Here is a 22,975-nt window from a genome sequence, read left to right as displayed (position 1 = left end):
CATGGGGGAGTTGGGGACCGCCGGGGCCTGGTAGCCGTCCGGCGGTCCGCGGCGGGAGCCGGTGGGAAGTCAGTCGTAGCGCACGAATTCTTCGGTTTCGATACGGACATCCTGCAGCGGTTCGGGTAGGACGACGGCGTCGCCGAACTTAATCGGGTCCACGGTTTGGAACTTACCGTCGCGCGGATCCGAGTGGCAGAGCACTGAGCCGTCGCGAGGATCCACCAACAGATAGATCGGGATACCCATGTCCGCGTAGACGCCGGGCTTGACCTCGACGTCGTTGCGTGCATTGCTCGGGGACACGACCTCGAGAGCGAACTCGAAAAGATCGGGGACTTGGAGCCAGTGCTCGGCTTCCCGGGCTGCGGCAATGGGGAAGACGGCGAGATCAGGCTGGGAATAGTCCGAGTTCTTACCGGACAGTCCCGTAGCGAGATTCTCGTAGCACGCCAGGCCTTGCGGAAGTTGGGAACGCAGTTGGTCACGGACGCATCGGATGATTTCAGCGTGCCGCGGGGTGGGGGTGGGTGACACGACGATGCTTCCTTCGAGGATCTCAACACGAAAACCTTCAGGGAGCATGTCGGCCACGTGCTCCGCAACAGCGCGAAGTGAAGTGGCTTCCACCGAGTTCAGCGGCCCCTCTGGAGCCTCCGCCAAAGACGGTTCTGCTGTGGCTACGGACATGGGTTCTGCTCCTCTATTCGACTCCACCATGTTATGAAGCGACCCCTCTCCGTGTCCGTGAAATCGCGGAACTCACCATGAACTTTAGTGACCAGGCCCTTCCGTGGCCAGATCCGCCGCACGGTCGGCGTCCTCAGCCTCCCCCCGCCTCCTCCAGAACGCCCTCGTAGTAGCCGATCTTGTTCACGATCGCCGACTCGTTCTCGCGCAGCTCCGCGATCTGCGCGGCCAGTCGGCCCGCGTGCTCGCGCAGCAGCTCCAGGCGGCGCGGGATGGTGTGGTCGCCCTCGCGGACCAGTTCGGCCAGGCCGCGCAGGTGGGCGATCGGCATGCCGGTGTCGCGCAGGCAGCGCACCAGCTCCAGCAGTTCGACATCGGAGGCCCGGTAGCGCCGGTGGCCGCTCGCGGCGCGCTCGACTTCGGTCAGCAGGCCCTCGCGTTCGTAGTACCGCAGGGTGTCCAGGCTCAGCCCGAACCGCTCGGCGACCTCGCCCGGCGTGTAGTAGTTCCGCATGCCCCGATCATCGACCGGGGCGGGGCGGCCGCTCAAGTCCGCTTCCGGCCGCCCCTGCGCCCACCGCCGTCTACGCCGCCTACCGCGCGGCCGCGCCCGTGACCGGCACCCGGCCCAGCGCCTCGTCGTAGCGGTGCAGCGCCACCTCGGCCACCTCCGGGGCGTCGCCCAGCGCGGGCGAGACCGCCACCGCGCCCTCGGCGCGGGCCTGCTCGGCCACCCGGTCGGCGAAGAAGCCCGGGGCCAGCAGGTAGTCGGCCACCGCCACCCGCTGCGCACCCTCGGCGTACAGGCGGGCGACCGCCTCACCGGGCGTGGGCGAGGCGGCCGACGCGAAGGCCGGCACCACGCGCTCCCAGGGCCCGCGGCGCTCCAGCTCGGCGGCCGCGTCCGCGATCACCGCGTTGGCCTCGGGGTGGCTGGACCCCGCCGAGGCCAGCACCAGCGACGTGTGCGGCCCGAGCGCCCCCGGCGTCTGGGCCAGGCGCCGCTCCACCGCGTCCAGCAGCAGCGGGTGCGGGCCCAGCGTGTCGCCGTAGTGCACCCGCAGCCACGGGCACGACTCCCGCACCTCGGCCAGCACCGCGGGCAGATCGACTTTGCTGTGGTAGGCCGCCGTCAGCAGCGCCGGCAGCACCACCGCGGCGCCCGCGCCCTCGGCGGCCAGCCCCGTCAGCGCGTCCTGCGCCCCCGGCGCCACGTGGTCCAGATAGGCCACCCGCACGTCCAGCCCCGGCCGCTGGCCGCGCACCCGCTCGAACAGCGCCTCCACCGCCCGGGCCGAGCGCGCGTCGGCGCTGCCGTGGGCCACCGCCACCAGCGGTACGCCCTCGCTGCCGATACCGTTCATCTGAAGTCCTCGCAGTCACTCGCAGCGGCCCGGCACCCGTCCTACAGGTGGATGCCGCACTCGGTCTTGTTCAGGCCCGCCCAGCGCCCGCTGCGCGGGTCGCCGCCATCGGCCACCCGCTGGGTGCAGGGGGCGCAGCCGATCGAGGGGAAGCCGTCGTACTGCAGGGGGTTGACCAGGACCCCGTGCTCCTCGATGTAGGTGTCGACGTCCTGCTGGGTCCACTTCGCGATCGGGTTGACCTTGACCATCTTCTTGCGGCGATCCCACTGGACGACCTTGGTCGTGCGCCGGGTGGCGGCCTCGTCGCGGCGCAGCCCGGTCAGCCACGCGTCGTAGGGCTCCAGCGCCCGCTGCAGCGGCTCGACCTTGCGCAGGTAGCAGCAGATGTTGGGATTGCGCCCGTGCAGCCGGGGACCCAGATCGCGGTCCTGCTCGGCCACGCTGCGCTGCGGCTCCACGTTGACCAGGTTGATGGGATAGATCGCCTCGGCCGCGTCGCGCGTGCCGATGGTCTCGGCGAAGTGGTATCCGGTGTCCAGGAAGATGACGTCGATGCCCGGGACGACCTTGGACGCCAGGTCGATCATGAGGGCGTCCGCCATGGAGGAGGTCATGCACAGCCGGGAGCCGAAGGTCTCGCCGGCCCACTGGATGATCTCCTGGGCGCTTGCGTCTTCCAGTTCGGCCGAGGCCCGCTCCGCGAGGTCCTGGCCGTCCAATGTGACGTTCATGCGTTCCCATCCGTCGGAGTTCGGCCGTCGCCGGAGCCGCCGAAGGCGGCCGACCGCAGGCCGATGAACTTCACCCGGAACACCCGCGCGCAGGACAGGCAGGCCCAGGCGTAGCCCGCGCCCGACTCGCCGTCGCCCTCGTGCGGAATCAAGTCCTCGTCTGCGCAGTAGGGGCAGTAGTGGGGGGCGGCGCGTTCGCTCACGGTCTCCTCACCGCTCCTCTCCTGGCCGCGTCCCATCCGGCGGCGCGCACCCGGCCGCGCCCCGCTGCGCGGCCGGAAACGGCGCCCCGCCGGTGCCGGGTCGCTCCGTTCACTTCAGATCGCCGTCCTCGGCCCGGGCGGCCCAGGCCGCGAACGTCTCGCCCTCGTCCTTCTGCTCCAGGAAGCGCCGCAGCACCCGCTCGACGTAGTCGGGCAGCTCCGCCGCCGTGGTCTTGAGTCCGCGCACCTTGCGGCCGAACGCCGGGTTGAGCCCCATGCCGCCGCCCAGGTGCACCTGGAAGCCCTCGACCTGGTCGCCGTCGGCGTCGGTGACCAGCTGGCCCTTGAGGCCGATGTCGGCGACCTGGATACGCGCGCAGGAGTTGGGGCAGCCGTTGAGGTTGATCGTCACCGGCTCGGGGAAGTCCGGAAGCCGCCGCTCCAGCTCGTCGATCAGCTCGGCGCCGCGGTCCTTGGTCTCGACGATGGCCAGCTTGCAGAACTCGATGCCGGTGCAGGCCATGGTCTGGCGACGGAAGACGCTGGGACGCACCCGCAGGTCCTCGGCCTCCAGTGTCGAGACGATGGAGTCGACCCGGTCGTCGGCGACGTCCAGGATGACCAGCTTCTGGTCGGCGGTGGTGCGGATGCGGTCGGAGCCGTGCTCCTCGGCGATGTCGGCGATGCGGGCGAGCCCGGTGCCCGGGATGCGCCCCACGCGCGCCGCGAAGCCGACGTAGTTGCGGCCGTCGCGCTGGCGGTGCACGCCGATGTGGTCCCGCTGCTGGCCCTCGCGCATGTCGATCTCGGGGCCGTCCGGCAGCGCGTAACCCAGGTACTCCTTCTCCAGCACCTCGCGGAACTTCGCCGCTCCCCAGTCCTTGATCAGGAACTTGATGCGGGCGCGGTGGCGCAGCCGCCGGTAGCCGTAGTCGCGGAAGATCCCGGCGACTCCGGCCCACACGTCGCTGACCTGGTCGGGCCGCACGAACGCGCCCAACCGCTGGGCGAACATGGGGTTGGTGGACAGCCCGCCGCCGACGAACAGGTCGAAGCCCGGCGCGCCGTCGGGGCCCACGACGCCCGCCAAAGCCACGTCGTCGATCTCGTGGTTGGTGCAGAACGCCGAGCACCCCGAGATCGTCGTCTTGAACTTGCGCGGCAGGTTGGAGAACAGCGGACTGCCGATGTACTCGTCGTGGATCTGGCGGATCTGCGGGGTGGCGTCGATGATCTCGTTCTCATCGACGCCGGCCACGGGACAGCCCATGATCACGCGCGGGGTGTCGCCGCAGGCCTCCATGGTCGACAGGCCGACCGCTTCCAGCTTCTCCCAGATCGCGGGGACGTCCTCGATCCGGATCCAGTGCAACTGGACGTTCTGCCGGTCGGTGATGTCGGCGGTGTCGCGCGCGTAGGTGGTGGAGATGTCGGCGATGGCACGCAGTTGGGCCACGCTCAGTTGGCCGCCGTCGATGCGCACGCGCAGCATGAAGTAGCGGTCGTCGAGCTCCTCGGGCTCCAGCACGGCGGTCTTGCCGCCCTCGATGCCCGGGGCGCGCTGGGTGTAGAGGCCCAGCCAGCGGAAGCGCCCGCGCAGATCGGCCGGATCGATGGAGTCGAACCCGGCCTTGGAGTAGATGTCGATGATGCGCTGCTGGACGTTGAGCCCATCATCGTTCTTCTTGTTCTCTTCGTTCTTGTTCAGCGGTTCCCGATAGCCGAGAGCCCATTGGCCCTCGCCGCGGCGCGGCCGGGAGCCGGTCGATGCGGTGGTGGGCGGCATTGCGGGGTCCTCCGAAGCGGTTGCGCGGGGCACACGGGCCGGCGCGCACCACGGCGGACCTCATCGCCCGGCACGGCATCGTGGACACGGGCTCAAGCAGGGTTCGGCGTGGGAGAACGTCGGCGCCGCTCGCGCCCCTGAAATCGGGCGTAGACAGATACAGAAGCGGCGGGGTCAGCCGACGTTGCGACAGATGGCGCTGCGAACCCGAAGGAAGTCCACGTGCCGGCGCACGCAGAGCATCGGGTCCAGAGCAGCGATCATGCCCTCGACAATGCCATGCTGCACGACCGCTTGTCCAGATGCCGCCGACGCCTGCGACCGTGAAGCGTGTCACTTGACAAGCGGCCCGCGCGCCTGCGCGAGCCGGCTCCCGCCGCGGTCGGCCCGCCGATCGGCCCGGTTGGGCTGGTGTGCGCGCCGGGGAGGAGACGCCGCGGCCCCCGGGCGCCTAAGTTGGAGACGTGTGGGGCTTGTGGAGTCGCGTGGCGCGCGCCGCCGAGCGGATCGCCGCGTGGCAGGAGCGCCACCCCCGGCTGAACGCCGTCGCCGTGCTCACGGGGCGGACGGTGCGGGCGATCGGGCGTACACGGGTGGTGGGGCTGGCGGCCGAGTCGGCCTTCTTCTCGCTGCTGTCGCTGCCCGCACTGCTGCTGGGGCTGGTGGGCACCCTGGGGCATCTGCGCCCCGTTCTGGGCGCCGACACGGTACTGGAGATCCGTGCCTGGCTGCTGGGGCTCGCCTCGACCGCCCTGACCGCCGACACCGTCGACTCCATCGTCGCGCCGCTGGTCGACGAGTTCCTGCAGGGCGCCCAGGGCGGACTGCTGTCGGTGACGTTCGTGGTGTCGCTGTGGTCGGGTTCGCGCGCCATGAACGTCTTCATCGACGCCATCACCATCGCCTACGGGCTCGACGAGCTGCGCGGCTACCTGCGCCGGCGGATCCTGGCGCTGCTGGCCTATCTGGGCGGGCTGCTGTTCGCGCTGGTGGTGCTGCCGGTACTGGTCGCCGGGCCGGACCTGGTGCACCGGCTGCTGCCGATCACCGTCGGCTACCTGCACCTGTTCTACTGGCCGCTGGTGTGCGTCCTGTCCGCGCTGGCGGTGGCGATGCTGTATGTGCTCAGCACCCCGGTACGCACCCCGCTGTGGCGCTACCTGCCGGGCGCCCTGGTGGCCATGCTCGTCCTGCTGGGCGGATCGGTACTGCTGCGCATCTATCTGGACGCCTCCTTCGGCCAGGTCACCATCTACGGGTCGCTGGGAGCCCCGATCGCGATACTGGCATGGCTGTGGCTGATGGCCCTGGCCGTGCTGATCGGCTCGGCGCTCAACGCCGAGATCGACGCCATGTGGCCCACCCCGCGCACCGCAGCGGCGCGCGCCGAGATCGCCGCGCTGCGCCACGCCCGCGCCCGGCGCATGGTGGAGCGGCGCGAAGAGGCGCTGCAAGCCACCGGGCGTCCGCAGGAGGATCCGGGCGAGACGGCTGCGGAGATCACCGCGCGGATGCGGCGGCTGCTGGGCTGGGGCGCCGAGCGCGACCCCGCCGCGCAGGCGGCCGAGCCTGTCGGCGCGCAGCAGGCGAGGCGGCTGCGGCGGTTCCGGCGCGAGCGGGAGCGCGGTCGTAACCGAGCGGACGCGGGCGGGGCTGCGACAGCCGCTCCGAGCGGCGGGCGCCGTCCGTCCTCGGGCGAATCGGAGGCGGTCGAGCGCCCCGCCGGGACCGGCTCCGCTCGTCACGGCCGGCAGTCCCGGCAGACCCCTGAGGAGGGGGCGGCGGAGCCGGGGACCGGGGCCGCCGCGCCGCCGCCCCGGACCGGCGGCGAGGACGGCTCCGATACCGCCCCGACCGACCGCACCGGGGCCACCCCCGGATCGTTGCGGCACCCCCGCGGCGAAGGCCGGGAGACCCCTCCGGCATCCTCGTAGGAACCGGCGCGATTCGCCCGAATCCCCACACCCCGCGCCGGCCGGGTGGTCACCATGGCCCGCGTCCCCGCTCGCCGAGTCCCTGCTTCCGATTCGCCGCACCGCGGTCGCCGCGCCGCCGCCGCGCCTGCCGCCGCTCTCGCGCTCGCCCTGATCGCCGGCTGCGACGCGCTGCCGTCGCTGGAGGTGGACGTGGACGTCCCCTCGGCCGCTCCGGAAACGCCTTCCCCCTCCGCCGCCCCACCCGCGTCGGCGCCCGCCGCCGCCCCGCCTACCGGGGGAGAGGTCGAGAGTGCGGAGTCGGGCCTGGACCGGGCCGAGGTCGCACCCGAAGGCTCCGGCGCGGACTACGAACGCGACGAGTTCGGGTCCTCGTGGATCGACACAGACGACAACGGCTGCCCCACCCGCCACGACATCCTCGCCCGCGACCTGCGCGACACCCGGGTCGCCGGGGACTGCACCGTCACCCGCGGCGTCCTGGAGGACCCCTACACCGGCGAGCGGATCGAGTTCTCCGCCGAGGAGCCCATGGACGTGCAGATCGACCACGTCGTGCCCTTGGCCCTCGCGTGGCGAACCGGCGCCGGCGCGTGGGAGCGCGACAGGCGGGTGGAGTTCGCCAACGACCCCGCCAACCTGATCGCCGCAGACGGCCCGGCCAACCAAAGCAAGAGCGATTCGGGCCCCGGAGAGTGGCGGCCCTATCCCGCCTTCCGCTGCGGCTACGCCGTCACCTACGTCGGCGTGGTCGACGAGTACGGCCTGTGGCTGCCCGAGGACGACGACGCGGCGCTGGACCGCATGCTCGACGCCTGCTGAGATCGGTGACGGGAGTTCGTCGGAGCACCTGCCGATACGACGAAGGCGCCCGGTTCGGCCCGGGGTGCCCCCGTCGAACCACGTGCGCGCTGGGCAGTTCCGCGGCGAATCCGGCCGGTACCCCGCGGTAGCGGCATGCGGCTAAGCCGTGTTCAAGGAGTCCGGATCGGCCCGGCTCCCATGGGCGGCCGGGCCGTGCGACTCGGATCCGCTAGCTAGGCGGACTTGCCGCGGCCTTGGCCTCGGCCGGGCAGCGGGCTGATCGACGGGGAGCAGCGGGCACCGGGGACGGTGGCGGGCCGGGCCCGCAGGTGTCGGGTCGGGTGCTCGCCGGTGGCGGTGGTCGGCGAAGGCGGCGGGTCGGGTCTGCTTGGCGGCCTTGTTGATCTGCCGGGTGTCGGGTGGTCTTCACTGGAAAAGCGGCGGCGAGGGTGGCGGGTGGCCGGGCTCCGCGGTCGTCGGGTCGGGTGCTCGCCGGTGGCGCGCCCGGCCGGGGCGGCGTTGGGCCGCCGCAGGCCGGTCAGAGCGCTGCGCCGTGGAGCCGCGGCTTGGCCCGTCTATCGCGAACTTATGGTCGCAGGAAGGCGTATTCCGCGGCCATAAGTTCGCGATCATCGCCGGATGGACCGGCATAGGGGACCTACCGGCGCCGGTCCGCCGGCTGGGTGCCGCCGTGGTCCGACCTGGCCCGCCCAGGCAGGAGGCCGCACGGCGGGGCGCGGTCACGGGCGCTCGCACCGCCCGAAGGTGCGCCGGATCGGGGCCCGGTGGGGGTCTATGCCCGTTTTGCGGGCGGCCTCGGCAGGCGCCGTGGTCACGAGACGCACGAAAAGTTGACGTCGAAGCGTTTTCGCGCCATTCGGTGCGCCTCGTGTGCCACCGCCGCCGCGGCGCGGGGGCGGACCCACCGGGAACTCGGGCATTAGTGGGCAAAACACCCCTTATTATTTCGTATCGCGGAATCGCGGGGCGAGGAAAGCATTTCGGGGCGACACCGAGGCCGATACCGCCGCACCTACGTGCATCTCGTGACCCCCACCCGGCTGCACGACGGCCGCCGACCGCCCCGCGTCGGGCCCTGGCCGACAACCGGGCGGCGCCCCCGGCTCAGACCACCGCGGCCGGGGCCGGTGACCACCGCCCGACCATCCCAGGCCCGGCCCCGGCCTGCGTCCTCGCCGCCCCCGTCGGGTGTCCAACCGGCGAGCACCCGACCCGGTGGGCGCAGGCCCGGCCCTTCGCCGTCCTCGCCGCCGCTTTTCTGCAAGACCACCCCTCGCCCGGCAGACCAACAAGGCCGCACAGCAGACCCGAGCCGCCAGGTGCGCCACCGGCGAGCACCCCACCCGGCAACCGCGGGCCCAGCCCCCGCTGCCGTCGTCGCTGCCCCCGTCGGCCGCCGCCACCGGCGAGCACCCGCACCGATGCCCGCGGGCCCGACCATCCGCGACCCTCGCCGCCATTTTCCGTAAGATCACCCATTCACCCGGCAGACCAACATGGCCGCACAGCAGACCGGCTTTCTTAAATGCGGCCTAGCCGCGGAAGGCGGCCGGATGTGGCCAGAACCCGCGTGGTGGCCGAATCCAGTGACATCCGCCCCCGGCTAGGCCGCTAATCTGCACGGCGGCCCCGAAGGGTCCGGCTCCGTCCCTGGTGGCGGTGCACGGCCCGGGCCGGGGCGGCGCGGCGCGGCCGCGATCCCGGTCGCCTCCTGGGGCGCACCGCGACCGCGGGCGCCGGCGGGGGATAAGTATCATCTCCGTGGCCCGTGCTGACTCCCCGCAGCCGCCCTATTCGAAAACGGTGTCCGGTTCCGGTGGAGCCGCGCGTCCGCCCCCTACGAGCGCAGCGGGCCCACAGATCCCTCGTGACGGAACAGGTTCAGCAGAGTATGACCGCAGCGTCCGCAGCGTCCCGTCGGCGACGAGCCTCCGCGGTCCTCTCCGGTACGCCGTTCTCCTGCGGGAGGCGGCCGTGACCGAAGCGAACGGAGCGGCCCACCACAGCAGTCCGGTCGTCTTGGTGGTCTCCGCCGACGAGCGCAGCGCCGAGGTCACCATCGAGCGCCACACGCGCACCGTGTTCGGCGACACCCCCAAGCAGACCCGCAACGCGGCGCTGGACCTCGCCGCCGACTACGCCGCCCACCTGGGCCACTCCGTTCTGGTCAACGCGCGTGACGCCAACGGCGCCTGGCAGCTGATCGTCAGTCCCACCGGTGTCGTGCGCGCCGCGGGCGGCACCGAGGTCGCGCTGATGGCCCGGAGCACGCGGCCCAAACGCGCACGGCGCGTCGTCCTGGCCGCTGTCGGCGGCGTGCTCACCCTCGCCGTGGTCGCCGGGGGCGCGGTCGCGGCCGTGCGCTATGTACCCGGCATGATCCCCGAGCAGCGCCCCACTCCCGAACAGCCCGCGGTGACCTTGGACGCGCGCAAGGCCCCGCCCGGCTTCACCCGGCAGGCGGCCTGGCGCCTGCCGATGCACGAGCAGGCCCAGCCCGACGTCGCTTCGGACGGCAACCGCCTCGCCTACGTCGATCCCGGCGGACGGCTGCGCGTCGTCGGCCGCGACGGCGAACCCCTCTGGACGGCCGACCTGCCGCTGTCCGCCGACGAGGTGGTCGGCGCGCCCCGCTTCGTGCGGGTCGGCGGCCGGAAGGCCGTCGCCGTGGTCGGCGGCGCTGCGCTGTGGCTGTGGCCGCCCGACGGCGGCGACCCGCAGAAGACCGCCCTGCCCGAGGGCGCCGAGGTCAGCTACGCCGGCGGCGGGCCGCTGGTCATCGCCGACGGCCGCGCCTCGATCCCCGCGGACGGCGGGCTCGCCTCCGTGCAGAAGCCCGGAGGCACCGGTGCGCTGTTGTCCGACGGTGAACGGGTGCTCACGGCCGTCGTGCGCGGCCCCTGGATCTGGGTAGCCCCCGACGGCTCCCGCCAGAGCGTGCAACCGCAGGCCCCCGAAGGCGCCGACGCCTTGCGGGAGATCTACACCGCGGGCGGCGGGTACGTCGTCGCGTCCTGGAGCATGCCCTCCGGCGACCGCGTGGTGCTGGCCCTGCACGACTGGTCCGACGGTTCGGTCGTCGCCGCGGCCGAGACCACGGCGGAAGGGCTCGACGACGCGGGGTGGGCCTACAGCGCAGACGTGGCCGGTTACGGGCCGCTCGTCGCCGATACGCAGGCCGGCCGCGCGAAGACGGCGGAGGGCTTCGATACCGTCAGCGCCGCTGGCGACACCGTCTTCGGTGAGGTGGGCGGTGCCGCGGTCGCGGCCACCGCCGGCGCCGAACCGATCGAACTCGAGGGCGACGTCGCCCGGCCCTGGGGCCTGCTCGGCGAGCGCGCGGTCGTGGTCTCCGACGACGACCTTTTCGCCCTCGTGCCCGAATGATCCCCTCGATGAGAAGAAAGGAGCCACATGTCCTGGACACCACGCGCAGTCGGCGTGGCCGCGGCCGGGCTGCTGGCCGCCGGGTTCTCCGGCGCGCCCGCTTACGCCGACAACGCGGACGCGGCGTCCGCGCAGGCTCAGGGCTCTGCCGAGCAGAGTGCTGGGGCCGAGCAGGAGAAGTCGGTCGTCCAGCCGGAGATCCTGCCCGGCGTCGTCGACACGTTCGACGCCCCGCCCGGTGACGGTCCCGGCAACTCCGGCGACGACCCCGGCGGCCTGCCCGGCGGGGAGGGCCCCGGTGGCGGTGGCCCCGGTGGTCCCGGCGGCGACGGCGGCAATCCCCCAGAGGGCGACGGCCCCGGTGGCGGTGGCCCCGGTGGTCCCGGCGACGGCGGCGGGGACGAAGATCCCGGTCCCGGTGACGGCGGCGGGGAGGACCCCGGCGACGGTGACGGCGGGAATGAAGACCCCGGTCCCGGTGACGGTGGCGGTGGCGATGACGGCGGTCAGAACCCCGGTGACGGTGACGGTGGCGGCGGCGACGACGGCGGTCAGAACCCCGGTGACGGTGACGGTGGCGGCGGCGACGACGGCGGTCAGAACCCCGACCCGACCGACCCGCCCGGTGACGGCGGCGGCGAGGACCCCGGCCCGACCGACCCGCCCGGTGACGGCAGCGGTGGCGACGACGGCGGTCAGAACCCCGGTGACGGCGGCGACGACGGCGGCAATCCGCCCGCCGACGAGGTCGGCGGCGGTGGCGACTCCGGGTCCGGCGGCGATGACGGCGGTGACGGTGGCGACTCCGGGTCCGGCGGCGACGACACCGGTGCCCCGGCGAACGCCGCATCCGGCGGCTCCGGTTCCGGTGACTACCTGCCCACCACGGGCGTCGACCTCACCGGATTCGTGCTGGGCGGCGTGATCGCGACCGGTATCGGCGCGGTCACCCTCTACGCCACGCGGCGCCCGGTGCAGGCGCAGTAGCGCCCGCACCGCGTCAGCCGTCCCGGGCCGGTCGAACCGGTCGGCCCGGGACGGTCTCGTTCGCTCCCGGGCGTGCCCGCGGTCGCCTATCCGTTCGGGGAGGGCTCCGCGCTGTGCTGTACGGCCTCCGCGCCGGGCGGATGCCAGGTGTGCCGGCCGAAAAGCCGCGTCGACGAGGGCGGCCGGTCCCGCGCAAGCGCCCGACGCCATCCCGTCCGCGGAGTCGGCCTCCGCGGCGGGAATCCCGGATCCAGAGCCGGTTTTCCGGCGGTCCCGTACGAAGGTTCGCGCTTCAGCCGATTCTAGCGAGGAACCCCGGCTCTGCAGAGCCGGGAGGAATCGCTTCTCATCACGGCTCTGAGGGCCTACGGGACCTTCAGGGCCGGGTCAAGCTGACGGTGCGCCGCGGGTGCTCGCAGCCGGGTGCAGGCCCACCGCGAGCACGGCGGCGACCAGGCCCGCCGCCGGAACCAGCCACAGCCCGGCCGTCAGCGACGCGGCGTCGGCGACCACTCCGATCAGCGGCGGTACGGCGAGGAAACCCAGCCGAGCCAGCCACGCCGCCAGGGCCACACCGTGCCCGCCGCGCAGCCCAGGGATCTCGCCCGCGGCCGCCAAGGCGAGCGGGAAAAGAGTGGCCACCCCCAGCCCCATCAGTCCGAAGCCGACCACAGCCCCCAGCGGAGCCGATATCAGCAGGGCGAGAGCCATGCCCGCAGCCGACAGCAGCGCGCCGGTGCGGGCGACGGCCACGGCGCCGAACCGGTCGGTGATCCGGTCGCCGGTCAGGCGGCCCACCGTCATCATCGTCTGGCAGGCGACGAACGGCAGACCCACCAGGAACAGCGGAGCCGCCAGTTCGTCGCGCATGTAGACCGCACCCCACGACGCAGCGGAGTCCTCGATGGCACCGGCCATCATCAGCAGTACGCTCAAGCCCAGCAGCAGCCCGATCGAGCGCCTAGGCACGCGCGGCCGCGCCGTCGCACGGGTGCCTGCGGCCACCTGCGCGGCGGATCCGCCGGCTCGTCGGGCGCTCGCGTCGGCCGCCGCCGGCTGGGAGGTGGCCACCGGTTGGGCGGGCTCGGCGAGCGGGGCCGAATCGTCGGTCTCCGGGCCGGGCAGCAGCTGCCGCACGACGGCGAGCACGGCGACGAGCAGCACGACCGTGACGGCGGCGATGTGGGCCGGGCGCGGCACGCCCGCACCGGCCATCGCCGACCCCGCGAGCCCGCCCGCGACGGCGGCCACGCTCCAGAGCCCGTGGAAGGTGTTGATGATGGTGCGTCCGTATCGGCGCTGGACTCGCAACCCGTGGGCGTTCATGGCGGAGTCCATCCACGCGTCCATCCAGCCCACGCAGAACAGCGCCGCCGCCAGCGCCCACCAGGCCGGCGCGGTCGCCACCAGCGGCAGCACGCCCGCCAGGAGCAGGCCGGAGGCCACGGAGACCCGGCCGCTGCCGAACCGGGCGATCAGGGGACCCGCGAGCATGCCGGTGACCAGCGCCCCCAGCGGCATCGCGCCGATGGCGGTGCCCAGTTCGGTGTTGGACAGCTCCAGTTCGGACTTGATTGCGGGCATCCACGGCACGATGTTGGCGAAGGCGAATCCGTTGGCCAGGAAGAGGACCGCCACCGCCGACCGCGCCCTGCGCGCCGTGCGGTCGGTCCCCGGTACCGTATCCTCGACTGCCAACGGCTCTCCCGATGATCGGACGAATCGGCGCCCTCGCGCCCCGCGAAGGCTACGGCGCGGCGATCCGCCCGCGCAAAGCGGTTGTGCCGACGCCGCATCTGCCTTTACATATGATCCTTCGGCCGCATGCAAGACCTCGTTGACATCCCCCGACGCCCCCGCTCCCTCTGCCCACCCGACCCACGTCCCCGGGAGTGCCCATCGATGATCGACTTGAGTGCGCTGCGCGACAACCCCACACTCGCGGGTTCGCGCGTCAATCTGGTTCCGCTCTCGGCCGCACACGCCGACGACTTCTTCGAGTCCACGCGCGACGACGAGATCCGCAGGCTCACCGGCACCCACCGCAGGCCGGACTACGACGAGGTCTGCGACTGGTGCGCCACCCGGGCCGACCAGTTCGACCGGCTGGACCTGGCCATCATCGAGGAGCCCGGCGGCCGCTTCGTCGGCGAGCTGGCGCTGACCGAGGTCGACGCCGACAACGAGAGCGCGGCCTACCGCATCGCTCTCTCGGCCATCGAGTTCACCGGCCAGGGGCTGGGCAAGGAGGCCACCAGGCTGGTGCTGGACTACGCGTTCAACCACATCCGCCTGCACCGCGTCTGGCTGAGCGTCTACGCGTTCAACATGCGCGCCATCGCCGTCTACCGCTCCTGCGGATTCAGCGTCGAGGGCCGGATGCGCGACGCGCTGCTGTGGGACGGCCGCCGCCACGACGCCCTCGTCATGGCCGTCCTGGAAAGCGACTTCCGCCGGGCGGCGGCCGACTGACCGCTCCGCCGGCGCCGGCAGCGGATCCGCCCCACCCCGTGGGGCGTGCCGAGAATTGCGCGGCCGCGAGGTTGGCGCGCGAGCGTCGGCGGGTATGCCCGTAGCACTCTCCGCCGCGCCAGGAGCGCGATGACGATTAGTACGAGGAGCGGCGCTCCCGCCTCGCGGAGGCGATCGGGCGGAGCGCCGGAGTGCTTATGAACCCGCTGCCCGTATCCCTGCCGTTCACCGACCGCGCCGAGGCGGGCCGCCGCCTCGCCGAGCGCGTCCGTCCGCATGTGGCCGAGGACCCGCTGGTGCTGGCCCTGCCCCGCGGAGGCGTGCCGGTCGGCGCCGAGCTCTCCCGGCTGCTGCGCATCCCGCTGGACGTGGTCGTCGTGCGCAAGATCGGTGTGCCCGGACACGCCGAACTCGGGGTGGGCGCCATGGCCGAGGACGGCCACGTCTGCTACGACGACCGCGCGCTGGCGCGGCTGCGGCTGACCCGCGCCGACCTGGCGGCCACGGTCGAGGCCGAGCGGGCCGAGCTGGCCCGCAGACTGCAGACCTACCGGCGCGGCCGCGCCGCGCCCGATCCGCGCGGCCGCGACGTCGTCGTGGTCGACGACGGTGTCGCCACCGGCGGTACGGCGCGGGCGGCCCTGCGGATGGTGCGGCGGCAGCACCCCCGCCGACTCCTGCTGGCGGTCCCGGTGGCCGCCGAGGCCGCCCTCGACGCCTTGGCCCCCGACGCCGACCGCGTCGTCGCACTGACGGTCCCGGACAACTTCCGCGCGGTGGGGGAGTGGTACCGCGACTTCGAACAGCTCTCCGACGACCAGGTCACCGCGCTGATCGGCGACCGCGGGGCGGCCGGCCAGGACGCGGGTGAGGCGGCCGCGCAGTGGTTCGACCGTCACCTGTGAGAGGTCGCGTGAACCGCGGGAAGACGTGAAAAACCCGCGGCGCCCTCGACGGAAACCGTCGGGGCGCCGCGGGTTAGCGTGGCCGGGGCCGCTTTAGAGAACTGTCGTCTCGGGTCTCTTCGTCCGCCGCGAGTCCAGCCCGGTGAGGGCGGAGGGTCGGTCAGGCCGCGTTGGCACGGCGCATGCGGCGCCGGCGCTCAGACGCGCGCTCGTCTTCGTTCAGGCCGCCCCACGTGCCGTACTTCTCGGGTCGCGAAATCGCGTAGTCGAGGCACTCGGTACGGACAGGGCACTGAGCACAGATCTCCTTGGCCTTGCGCTCGCGGATCTCCCGCTCCGGCTGGCGCTCGCCATCGGGGCCGAAGAAGAGCACAAGGTCCTCGCCCCGGCACGCGGCGGCATCCTGCCACCCCCAGTGCGGGCGGGGGCGCAGCGTTGCCTGCCGGCGTACCTGAGACATGGTTGAACCACCTCTACTGAAATCACTAGTAAGCTATTGGGAAGACAGGGTCAGACATAAGCAGTCATACAGCGTGAGCAACCCCGCACGGCGTGAACGCCATGCGTCGCCTCGGTGTTCCCGGGTGTGGTGCAGACCACGGCGCCGAACCGCCGAAACCGGCAGGGCGCTCACACGAAACGGCCGGGGAGGCGGTGCCGCCCTCCCTGCGAGCCGGTACGTAATCATGCCATCCCCACTCCCGCTCGCGCACGGGGGGTGGGAAAATTACTCGCTCAACCGTTACCGAATCCGACCTGCACTGACCAATGTTTGGTCGTATGTCCGATTTCGGCGATGATTCGCGAGGACCGGTCCGTTCAACCGGATACCAAACATCGTATTGACCGAGCCCGCGCCTGCCTAGGGGGATGGCGTGATGGGCCGATCACATTAAGGTCTAGACCTCGTCCAGACCGCCGCGCCCGAACCGGATCGAGCCGGCCCGGCTTCGCTCGGCGCCCTCGCGCCTGCCGCCCGCCCGTGCGGGCCGATGCCCCTCAGGCCGTGGTCTCGGTCCCCGGCTGCAGGCGCGTGTAGTCGACGCCGGGCACCAGTCGACCGAGGTTCTTGGCGTAGACGCCGGCGCCGGTCTCGCTGAGCAGGGCGTCGTGCACCGCCACTGCGCGGGTCGGGGCGACCGCCCGCAGGTAGTCGACGACCTCGGAGATCTTCGACCACGGCGCGTGCAGCGGCACCAGCAGGGTGCTGACCGGGTCCTCGGGCACGGTCAGCGCGTCGCCCGGGTGGAACAGCGCGCCGTCGGCCGTGGGCAGCCGGAACCCGACGTTGGTGACGACCGGGATGTCGGGATGGATGACCGCGTGGCGCTCACCGTAGGCCTGGACCTCGAACCCCGCCGCGGTCACCGTGTCGCCGTGGGCGACCTCGTGCACCCGCGCTTCCAAGCCGCTCTCCTGTCGCAGCTGGGCCGCGATCTGTGCGTGCGTGTAGATCTCCAGACCGGGCTTGGCGGATGCGGCCGCGTGCAACCGGTCGAGATCGAGGTGGTCGGGGTGCTCGTGGGTGATCGCCACCGCGTCGGCGCCCACCGCGGCGTCGGCCTCGCTGAAGCCGCCCGGGTCGATGACCAGGGTGGCGCCGTCCCGCTCCAGGCGGACGCAGGCATGTCCGAGCTTGGTGATACGCACGTCGCCGATCCTAACCCGCCCGCCCGCGCCCGCCCCAAACCGGCGCCCCGGCGGGGCGGTTCGGGAGTCCCCGGTAGAACCGCCGATCCGCGGGCCGGACGACGGTGCTTGCCGATGGGCCGCCGAGCCGCGGGGGCCCGATCGGGCGGACTCCTTGCCGCTCGGGCCCCTTAGGGGAGTTTTCGGGGTGGCGCCGCGGAACGAGGGGAGCACAAGGTTGCGTCGTATGCGGGTAGAGGTCACCGGACCCCCGGCCCCGTACGGCGGCCGGTTCGCGACACGGAACGGAAAGGGATTCGATCGCAGTGGCACTGCTCCGCCTGGTCCTCAACGTCGTCTGGCTGGTCGTCGCCGGACTGTGGTTGGCGCTCGGCTACGTCGTGGCCGGGATCGTCTGCTGCATCCTGATCGTCACCATCCCCTTCGGTATCGCCTCCTTCCGCATGGCCGCCTACGCACTCTGGCCCTTCGGCCGCGAGCTCGCACGCCGGCCCGGCGCGGGAGGGGCGAGTACGGCTCTCAACGTCGTCTGGCTGATCGTCGCCGGGTGGTGGCTGGCGCTGGGCCACATCGGCACCGCGCTGGCACTGGCGGTCACCGTCGTCGGCATCCCGCTGGCATGGGCGTCGCTGAAGATGATCCCGGTCGCCCTGGCCCCCTTCGGCAACGAGATCGTCGACTCCGACCGTCCGCGCGAGCCGTGGCAGCTGTGAGCGCGGCGCGCCGCGACCGGGTCCGAAGTCCCGGCCATGCGGTAACTTCGGCTGATCGGGTGCCGCGCGGCGGGGGTCCCGGCGAGGCGGCGCGGGTGGCCGGTACCCGGGCAGACGGCAGGAGTACGGCAGGAGTAGGGGGATGACGTGCGATTGACACGGCTGTGGAGGTGGCCGCTGCTGAGCCGGGGGCGCCGGCCGCAGGAGGACGCCGCCGAGGCCGATCCGCAGCCCGCCGCGCCCGACCGCGGTGCCGAACCGCCCACCGAGCCCGAAGGGCTGCTCGTGCGGATGGGCAACCTCGCCTGGCGGGTGCTGCTGATCGGCGTCGTCATCGCCTTCGTCGTCTACGGCCTGGTCTACATCCGCGTGGTCACCATCCCGGTGATCCTCGCGATCTTCGTCACCGCGCTGCTCACGCCGCCGGCCAACTGGCTGCGGCGCAAGGGCCTGGGCCGCGGAACCTCGACCGCCATCACCTGTGTGGGCGCGCTCGTGCTGCTGGCCGGCGTCGTCACGATGGTCGTGCAGCCCGCCATCTCGGGTTTCTCCGGCCTTGTCGACAGCGTCGAGCAGGCCGTCGACGACCTGCCGAGCTACCTGCAGACGTTCGGCCTCGACCCCCAACTGGCGAGCACCGCCATCGACGCGGTCGAGCGTGAGTTGCGGTCGCGCCTGCAGGAGGACTGGTCGCAGTGGGTGAGCCAGGCGTGGGTGGCCGGAACCACCGTGCTGGAGATCCTGCTCGGGGTCATCCTCATCCTGGTGCTGACCATCTACTTCGTGCACTCCGGTGACCTGCTCATGGAATGGCTGCGCTCGCTCTTCCCGCGCGCGTCGCGCCGCTCCATCAAGGCCGCCACGGAGATCTCCTACGGGGTGATGGGGCGCTACGTCCGCGGGGTGGCGCTGGTGGGCCTGATAGACGCGATCGGCATCGGCCTCTTCCTCGTCTTCCTCATCGACCCGAGCCTGGCGATCCCGCTCATCGTGCTGACCTTCATCGGCGCGTTCCTGCCGGTCATCGGCGCCTTCCTGACAGGCTTGCTGGCGGCGCTGGTCGCCCTGGTGACGCAGGGGTGGCTGATCGCGGTGCTCGTGGTCGCCGTCGTGGTGGTGGTGCAGCAGCTGGAGAGCCACGTCTTCGCGCCGCGCGTCTACGGCAAGGCGCTGGAGCTTCCTTCGGCCGTGGTGCTGCTGGTCATCACTATCGGCGGCATCCTCGGCGGGATCGCCGGCATGTTCCTGGCGACCCCCGTCGTGGCGGTCATCGCGGCGCTGCTGCGCAACCGCCCGCTCGCCCGCGCCGCGGAGACCGGGCGCTTCGCCGGAGCCGGCGGTCGGCCCGACGACGTCGCCGCCGGCGGGTCGGAGGCGGGCGCGACGGGCGATAAACCGCGGAGTGCGCACAAGACCCCCGCCGAGAGCGGCGTGACGGCCGGGCGGACGCCGGCCGACTCCGCCGGTGCCGAATCCTCCGGCACGGGCAAGTCGGGCAACACGGGCCGATCCCAGACGGAGACGTCCGAGACGCGGCCCGGCCCGTCCAAAGGCGCCGATCGGGGACAGTCCTAGCGCAACGTGCGTCGGCGCGGCGGGAACACCGCTGCGCCGACGCACGTTGCGCCGACAGGCACTAGTGTTGGCCGCGTGCGCGTGACGCGGTCCCCGCTCCCCGGCGCCCTGCGCCGCGCGGTCTGAGCCCTGCGGCCGCGCCCCGCCGACCGACCTTCGCACCCGCCGCCAGAAAGTCTGTGTGCCATGCTGACCGCCTCTGAACTCGAACTGCGCGTGGGTTCCCGCCTGCTGCTGGAGCCCACCTCGCTGCGCGTCGCCGCCGGCGACCGCGTAGGGCTGGTCGGGCGCAACGGCGCGGGCAAGACCACGCTGACCAAGGTGCTGGCCGGCGAGGACGCTCCGACCGCCGGCACGGTCTCGAACGGCGGTTCGGTGGGCTACCTCCCGCAGGACCCCCGGGCGACCGACCCCGAGGAGCTCGCCCGCGACCGCATCCTGTCCGCCCGCGGCATCGGCGACGCGCTGCACCGGATGCGCCGGGCCGAGGAGCGCATGGGCAGCGAGGACGACAAGAGCCGCGACAAGGCGGCGCGCGCCTACGCCCGTGCGGAAGAGCACTTCCACATGATGGGCGGCTACGCCGCCGAGTCCGAGGCCGCCTCCATCGCCAGCAGCCTCAAGCTGGACGACCGGGTGCTCGGCCAGCCGCTGGGCACGCTCTCCGGCGGCCAGCGGCGCCGCATCGAGCTCGCCCGGATCCTCTTCAGCGGCGCCGACACCCTGCTGCTGGACGAGCCGACCAACCACCTCGACGGCGACTCCATCGTCTGGCTGCGCGACTTCCTCAAGAGCCGCCAGGGCGGCGTGCTGGTGATCAGCCACGACGTCGAGCTGGTCGAGGACGTGGTGAACAAGGTGTTCTACCTCGACGCCAACCGGTGCGTCATCGACATCTACAACATGGGCTGGCGCGCCTACCAGGCGCAGCGCGAGGCCGACGAGCGCCGCCGCAGGCGCGAGGCCGCCAACGCCGAGAAGCAGGCGAGCTCCCTGCAGAAGCAGGCCGACCGCTTCCGCGCCAAGGCCACCAAGGCGCGGGCGGCCCACCAGATGGAGAACCGCGCCGAGCGCATCCTCAACTCGGTGCAGGGCCAACGGCAGAGTGACAAGGTTGCCAAGCTGCGCTTCCCTGCCCCCGCGCCCAGCGGACGCACCCCGCTGACGGCCGAGGGGCTGTCCAAGTCCTACGGGTCGCTGGAGATCTTCTCCGGTGTCGACCTGGCCATCGATCGCGGCAGCCGGGTGGTCGTACTGGGGCTCAACGGCGCCGGCAAGACGACGCTGCTGCGGCTGCTCGCCGGGATCGAGGAGCCCGACACCGGCGAGGTCGTGCCGGGCCACGGCCTGCGCCTGGGGTACTACGCCCAGGAGCACGAGACCCTCGACACCGGGTTGTCGGTGCTGGAGAACATGATGCGTGCGGCGCCCGACCTCCCCGATGTCGAGGCGCGCCGCACGCTGGGCTCCTTCCTCTTCACCGGCGACGACGTCGACAAGCCCGCGGGCGTGCTCTCCGGCGGCGAGAAGACCCGGCTGGCGCTGGCCACACTCGTGGTCTCCAGCGCCAACGTGCTGCTGCTGGACGAGCCCACCAACAACCTCGACCCCGCCAGCCGCGAGGAGATCCTCGGCGCGCTGCGCAACTATCGGGGCGCTATCGTGCTGGTCACCCACGACGAGGGCGCAGTCGAGGCGCTCGCGCCGGAACGGGTCATCCTGTTGCCCGACGGTGTCGAGGACCTGTGGAACGTCGAGTTCGCGGACCTGATCACCCTCGCCTGAACTGCGTGTTCCCCCTCGGGGATATAAAAGACGCGCGTCGGTCGCCGCGGGTTGTCCCGCCTCGGATTCTGGTCCGGTATTGGTTCTGTCCGAAAACCGCCGGGTGCCACCGGGCGACCGCGCCGCGTCGCCGACGGGTAGCCACCGGCCCCCGCATGGCTGATCATGGGCTGCGATGTCGCGTTGAGCACCCACGATTACGGGAGGACGTTGTGGCCGAGACCCTGAAAAAGGGCACCCGCGTGACCGGCGCCGAACGTTCGGAACTGGCGAGCGAGCTCAAGAGACGCTATGACGAAGGGGAGAGCATCCGCTCGCTCGCGGCCTCCACCGGCCGGTCCTACGGCTTCGTGCACCGGTTGCTCACCGAAGCAGGAGTCACCCTGCGCGGCCGCGGAGGCGCGACCCGCCGCGGCTGACCCCGCCGCGGCGTGCCCGTTCCGCCCAGGCCGTGCCCTGCGGGTGGGACACCGCACCTGCGGGAACCGCCGGAACACCCGGCGCTGCTGCGCTGCCCCTCCGTGCGGCGCCTTGGCACCGAACACCGCGCTTTCGCCGGCACCAGACGGGCCTGCCCCGGCCCACGGCACAGCGCGAAGGGAATACCCCTGTCTTCCGCAAGGCGCCCGCGGAGGGCGCGCCCCCCCTTCGGCCGCCCCGCACTCCGCGCCCTGGATGAGTGAGTCCGGTGTCTGAGCAGGTTGCTCAGCCGGCCGGTCGGCTCGGTTCCGGCCGGGGGGCGCCGCGGGTCTGCTCCCGCAGCCTTCGTGTGGGAATTCCCGAACCAAGGGCCGTTCTTTCGTGATTTGCGCACGAAGGCGCCCACTAAACCCCGCTCAGTGTCGGCGCGCCGTCGGGCGGGCCACCGGCGGGCACGCTGCCCGCTGGGCGCGGGGGCGTCCGCGCCGCCGTTGCCGCCGCTTCCCTTTCAGGCCGCCCGCCGCTCGGCAGGCCGCAAGGCCGCCCAGCGGACCCGAGTCGTCTCGCCGGCGACCGAAGACTTCGGACTCACCCATCCAGCTAGTCTGGCCGTCGTCGAAACGAGAGTCTGCGGCCGAGCGGAGCGCCGCGGGCGACGAGGTGCGGAGGTGTCCATGGCGGAGGCGGCCCCGGAAGAGGACGGCGAGCTGCGGGCGGCCGGTCTGCGACTGTCGGTCACCGGCGAGGTCGCTACGGTGACGCTGGCGCGTCCCGAGCGTCGCAACGCGATGACGGGCCGTACGTGGCGGGCGCTGGCCCATGTCGGCCAGCGGCTGCCGAGCTCTGTCCGTATTGTTGTGATTACGGGTGAAGGGCCCTCCTTCTCCGCTGGAATCGACCTCGCCATGTTCCGCCCGGGCGGAGTCGAGGGCGAGACCTCGCTGATGGACCGCATCGCCGACGGCAGCGCCGACGAAGCCGAACTCGACGCCGTCATCGCCGAGTACCAGGAGGGCTTCCGCTGGCTGCGGCGGCCCGACGTCGTAACCGTCGCCGCGGTGCGCGGCCACGCCATCGGTGCCGGGCTGCAGCTGGCGCTCTCCTGCGATCTGCGCATCCTCGCCGACGACGCGCAGCTGTGCATGAAAGAGCCCGCGCTGGGTCTGGTGCCCGACCTCACCGGCACCAAGCCGCTGGTCGAGGCGGTCGGTCCCAACCGCGCCATGGAGCTGTGTCTGACCGCCCGCACCGTCGGGGCCGACGAGGCGCGCGAGCTGCGCCTGGCCGAGCTCGTCGTCGCGGGGGACCAGCTCGACGGCGCCGTCGCCGACCTGGTCGCCGCGCTGCAGGCGGTGCCGCGCGAGGCCGCGGCCGCGACCAAGGAGCTGCTGCAGGGCGCCGCCGGGCGCACGCTTGACGAGCAGGCCGCCGCCGAGCGGCGCGCGCAGGCCGGGCGGCTGCGGGCGCTGGCCGCCCAGTCGGCGCGCGACTCCGCGGGCTGAGGCCCCCGCGGCCCGCTGGGCGGGGCGCCGTCCGTCCCTGCGG

20 protein-coding genes are annotated in these 22,975 nt (G+C 72.6%); 11 read left to right on the top strand and 9 right to left on the bottom strand.

What is annotated here, in order from left to right:
* Window positions 1–69 precede the first annotated feature (69 nt).
* From EKD16_RS14170 to EKD16_RS14145, 6 genes are all read right to left on the bottom strand, one after another.
* A complete protein-coding gene (locus EKD16_RS14170) occupies window positions 70–690 on the bottom strand; it encodes a Uma2 family endonuclease (RefSeq protein WP_165498569.1) in 621 nt (206 codons plus the stop codon).
* A gap of 133 nt (window positions 691–823) precedes the next feature.
* Window positions 824–1,204 carry a MerR family transcriptional regulator gene (locus EKD16_RS14165; protein WP_131098819.1) on the bottom strand — a complete coding sequence of 127 codons (381 nt, stop codon included), beginning with the start codon at window positions 1,202–1,204 and terminating at the stop codon, window positions 824–826.
* A gap of 79 nt (window positions 1,205–1,283) precedes the next feature.
* Window positions 1,284–2,054, bottom strand: coding sequence for a sirohydrochlorin chelatase (locus tag EKD16_RS14160; RefSeq protein WP_131098818.1), 771 nt, complete (start codon window positions 2,052–2,054; stop codon window positions 1,284–1,286).
* A gap of 41 nt (window positions 2,055–2,095) precedes the next feature.
* The gene (locus EKD16_RS14155; RefSeq protein WP_131098817.1) at window positions 2,096–2,788 is read right to left on the bottom strand and encodes a phosphoadenylyl-sulfate reductase; all 693 of its coding nucleotides are present in this window, start codon (window positions 2,786–2,788) and stop codon (window positions 2,096–2,098) included.
* Window positions 2,785–2,991 (bottom strand): hypothetical protein, encoded by a 207-nt coding sequence (locus tag EKD16_RS14150; RefSeq protein WP_131098816.1) that lies wholly within the window; start codon window positions 2,989–2,991, stop codon window positions 2,785–2,787. The genes EKD16_RS14155 and EKD16_RS14150 overlap by 4 nt, the downstream gene beginning before the upstream one ends.
* Before the next feature lie 109 nt (window positions 2,992–3,100).
* Window positions 3,101–4,777 carry a nitrite/sulfite reductase gene (locus EKD16_RS14145; RefSeq protein WP_131098815.1) on the bottom strand — a complete coding sequence of 559 codons (1,677 nt, stop codon included), beginning with the start codon at window positions 4,775–4,777 and terminating at the stop codon, window positions 3,101–3,103.
* Window positions 4,778–5,262: 485 nt separating this feature from the next.
* Here EKD16_RS14145 and EKD16_RS14140 point away from each other — a divergent pair, with 485 nt between their 5' ends.
* From EKD16_RS14140 to EKD16_RS14125, 4 genes are all read left to right on the top strand, one after another.
* On the top strand, window positions 5,263–6,711 hold the full coding sequence (locus tag EKD16_RS14140; protein WP_242676971.1) for a YihY/virulence factor BrkB family protein: 1,449 nt from the start codon (window positions 5,263–5,265) through the stop codon (window positions 6,709–6,711).
* 54 nt (window positions 6,712–6,765) lie between these two features.
* On the top strand, window positions 6,766–7,533 hold the full coding sequence (locus EKD16_RS14135; protein ID WP_131098813.1) for an HNH endonuclease family protein: 768 nt from the start codon (window positions 6,766–6,768) through the stop codon (window positions 7,531–7,533).
* A gap of 1,977 nt (window positions 7,534–9,510) precedes the next feature.
* Window positions 9,511–10,923, top strand: a complete 1,413-nt coding sequence (locus tag EKD16_RS14130) for a PQQ-binding-like beta-propeller repeat protein (protein ID WP_131098812.1) — start codon at window positions 9,511–9,513, stop codon at window positions 10,921–10,923.
* A gap of 27 nt (window positions 10,924–10,950) precedes the next feature.
* Window positions 10,951–11,910, top strand: coding sequence for a hypothetical protein (locus tag EKD16_RS14125; protein WP_131098811.1), 960 nt, complete (start codon window positions 10,951–10,953; stop codon window positions 11,908–11,910).
* Window positions 11,911–12,297: 387 nt separating this feature from the next.
* On the opposite strand, the gene EKD16_RS14120 is transcribed toward EKD16_RS14125, so the two are convergent.
* Entirely contained in the window at window positions 12,298–13,608 is a 1,311-nt protein-coding gene (locus EKD16_RS14120; protein WP_242676970.1) for an MFS transporter, read from the bottom strand.
* Window positions 13,609–13,812: 204 nt separating this feature from the next.
* Here EKD16_RS14120 and EKD16_RS14115 point away from each other — a divergent pair, with 204 nt between their 5' ends.
* Both EKD16_RS14115 and EKD16_RS14110 read left to right on the top strand, forming a co-directional pair.
* Window positions 13,813–14,382 (top strand): GNAT family N-acetyltransferase, encoded by a 570-nt coding sequence (locus EKD16_RS14115; RefSeq protein WP_131098810.1) that lies wholly within the window; start codon window positions 13,813–13,815, stop codon window positions 14,380–14,382.
* Window positions 14,383–14,579: 197 nt separating this feature from the next.
* Window positions 14,580–15,287, top strand: a complete 708-nt coding sequence (locus EKD16_RS14110; protein WP_131098809.1) for a phosphoribosyltransferase — start codon at window positions 14,580–14,582, stop codon at window positions 15,285–15,287.
* A 160-nt stretch (window positions 15,288–15,447) separates the two neighbouring features.
* Here EKD16_RS14110 and EKD16_RS14105 read toward each other — a convergent pair whose 3' ends face one another.
* Entirely contained in the window at window positions 15,448–15,747 is a 300-nt protein-coding gene (locus EKD16_RS14105) for a WhiB family transcriptional regulator (RefSeq protein WP_255430170.1), read from the bottom strand.
* 539 nt (window positions 15,748–16,286) lie between these two features.
* Window positions 16,287–16,937: an MBL fold metallo-hydrolase gene (locus tag EKD16_RS14100; protein ID WP_131098808.1), complete on the bottom strand. Its 651-nt coding sequence runs from the start codon at window positions 16,935–16,937 to the stop codon at window positions 16,287–16,289.
* A 305-nt stretch (window positions 16,938–17,242) separates the two neighbouring features.
* Between EKD16_RS14100 and EKD16_RS14095 the strand changes: the two genes are divergently transcribed.
* The 5 genes from EKD16_RS14095 to EKD16_RS14075 all read left to right on the top strand — a co-directional run bounded on the left by EKD16_RS14095 (window position 17,243) and on the right by EKD16_RS14075 (window position 22,932).
* Window positions 17,243–17,650 (top strand): YccF domain-containing protein, encoded by a 408-nt coding sequence (locus EKD16_RS14095; protein ID WP_131098807.1) that lies wholly within the window; start codon window positions 17,243–17,245, stop codon window positions 17,648–17,650.
* Between the two features lie 147 nt (window positions 17,651–17,797).
* A complete protein-coding gene (locus EKD16_RS14090) occupies window positions 17,798–19,225 on the top strand; it encodes an AI-2E family transporter (RefSeq protein ID WP_242676969.1) in 1,428 nt (475 codons plus the stop codon).
* 186 nt (window positions 19,226–19,411) lie between these two features.
* Window positions 19,412–21,010: an ABC-F family ATP-binding cassette domain-containing protein gene (locus tag EKD16_RS14085; RefSeq protein WP_131098806.1), complete on the top strand. Its 1,599-nt coding sequence runs from the start codon at window positions 19,412–19,414 to the stop codon at window positions 21,008–21,010.
* A gap of 212 nt (window positions 21,011–21,222) precedes the next feature.
* Window positions 21,223–21,429: a helix-turn-helix domain-containing protein gene (locus tag EKD16_RS14080; RefSeq protein WP_131098805.1), complete on the top strand. Its 207-nt coding sequence runs from the start codon at window positions 21,223–21,225 to the stop codon at window positions 21,427–21,429.
* A 675-nt stretch (window positions 21,430–22,104) separates the two neighbouring features.
* Complete coding sequence (locus tag EKD16_RS14075; RefSeq protein ID WP_131102539.1) at window positions 22,105–22,932, top strand: enoyl-CoA hydratase/isomerase family protein; 828 nt, start codon at window positions 22,105–22,107, stop codon at window positions 22,930–22,932.
* Window positions 22,933–22,975 lie beyond the last annotated feature (43 nt).

It is taken from the genome of Streptomonospora litoralis, from assembly GCF_004323735.1.
Classification (GTDB): domain Bacteria; phylum Actinomycetota; class Actinomycetes; order Streptosporangiales; family Streptosporangiaceae; genus Streptomonospora; species Streptomonospora litoralis.
This window is presented reverse-complemented; position numbering and strand designations above follow the sequence as displayed.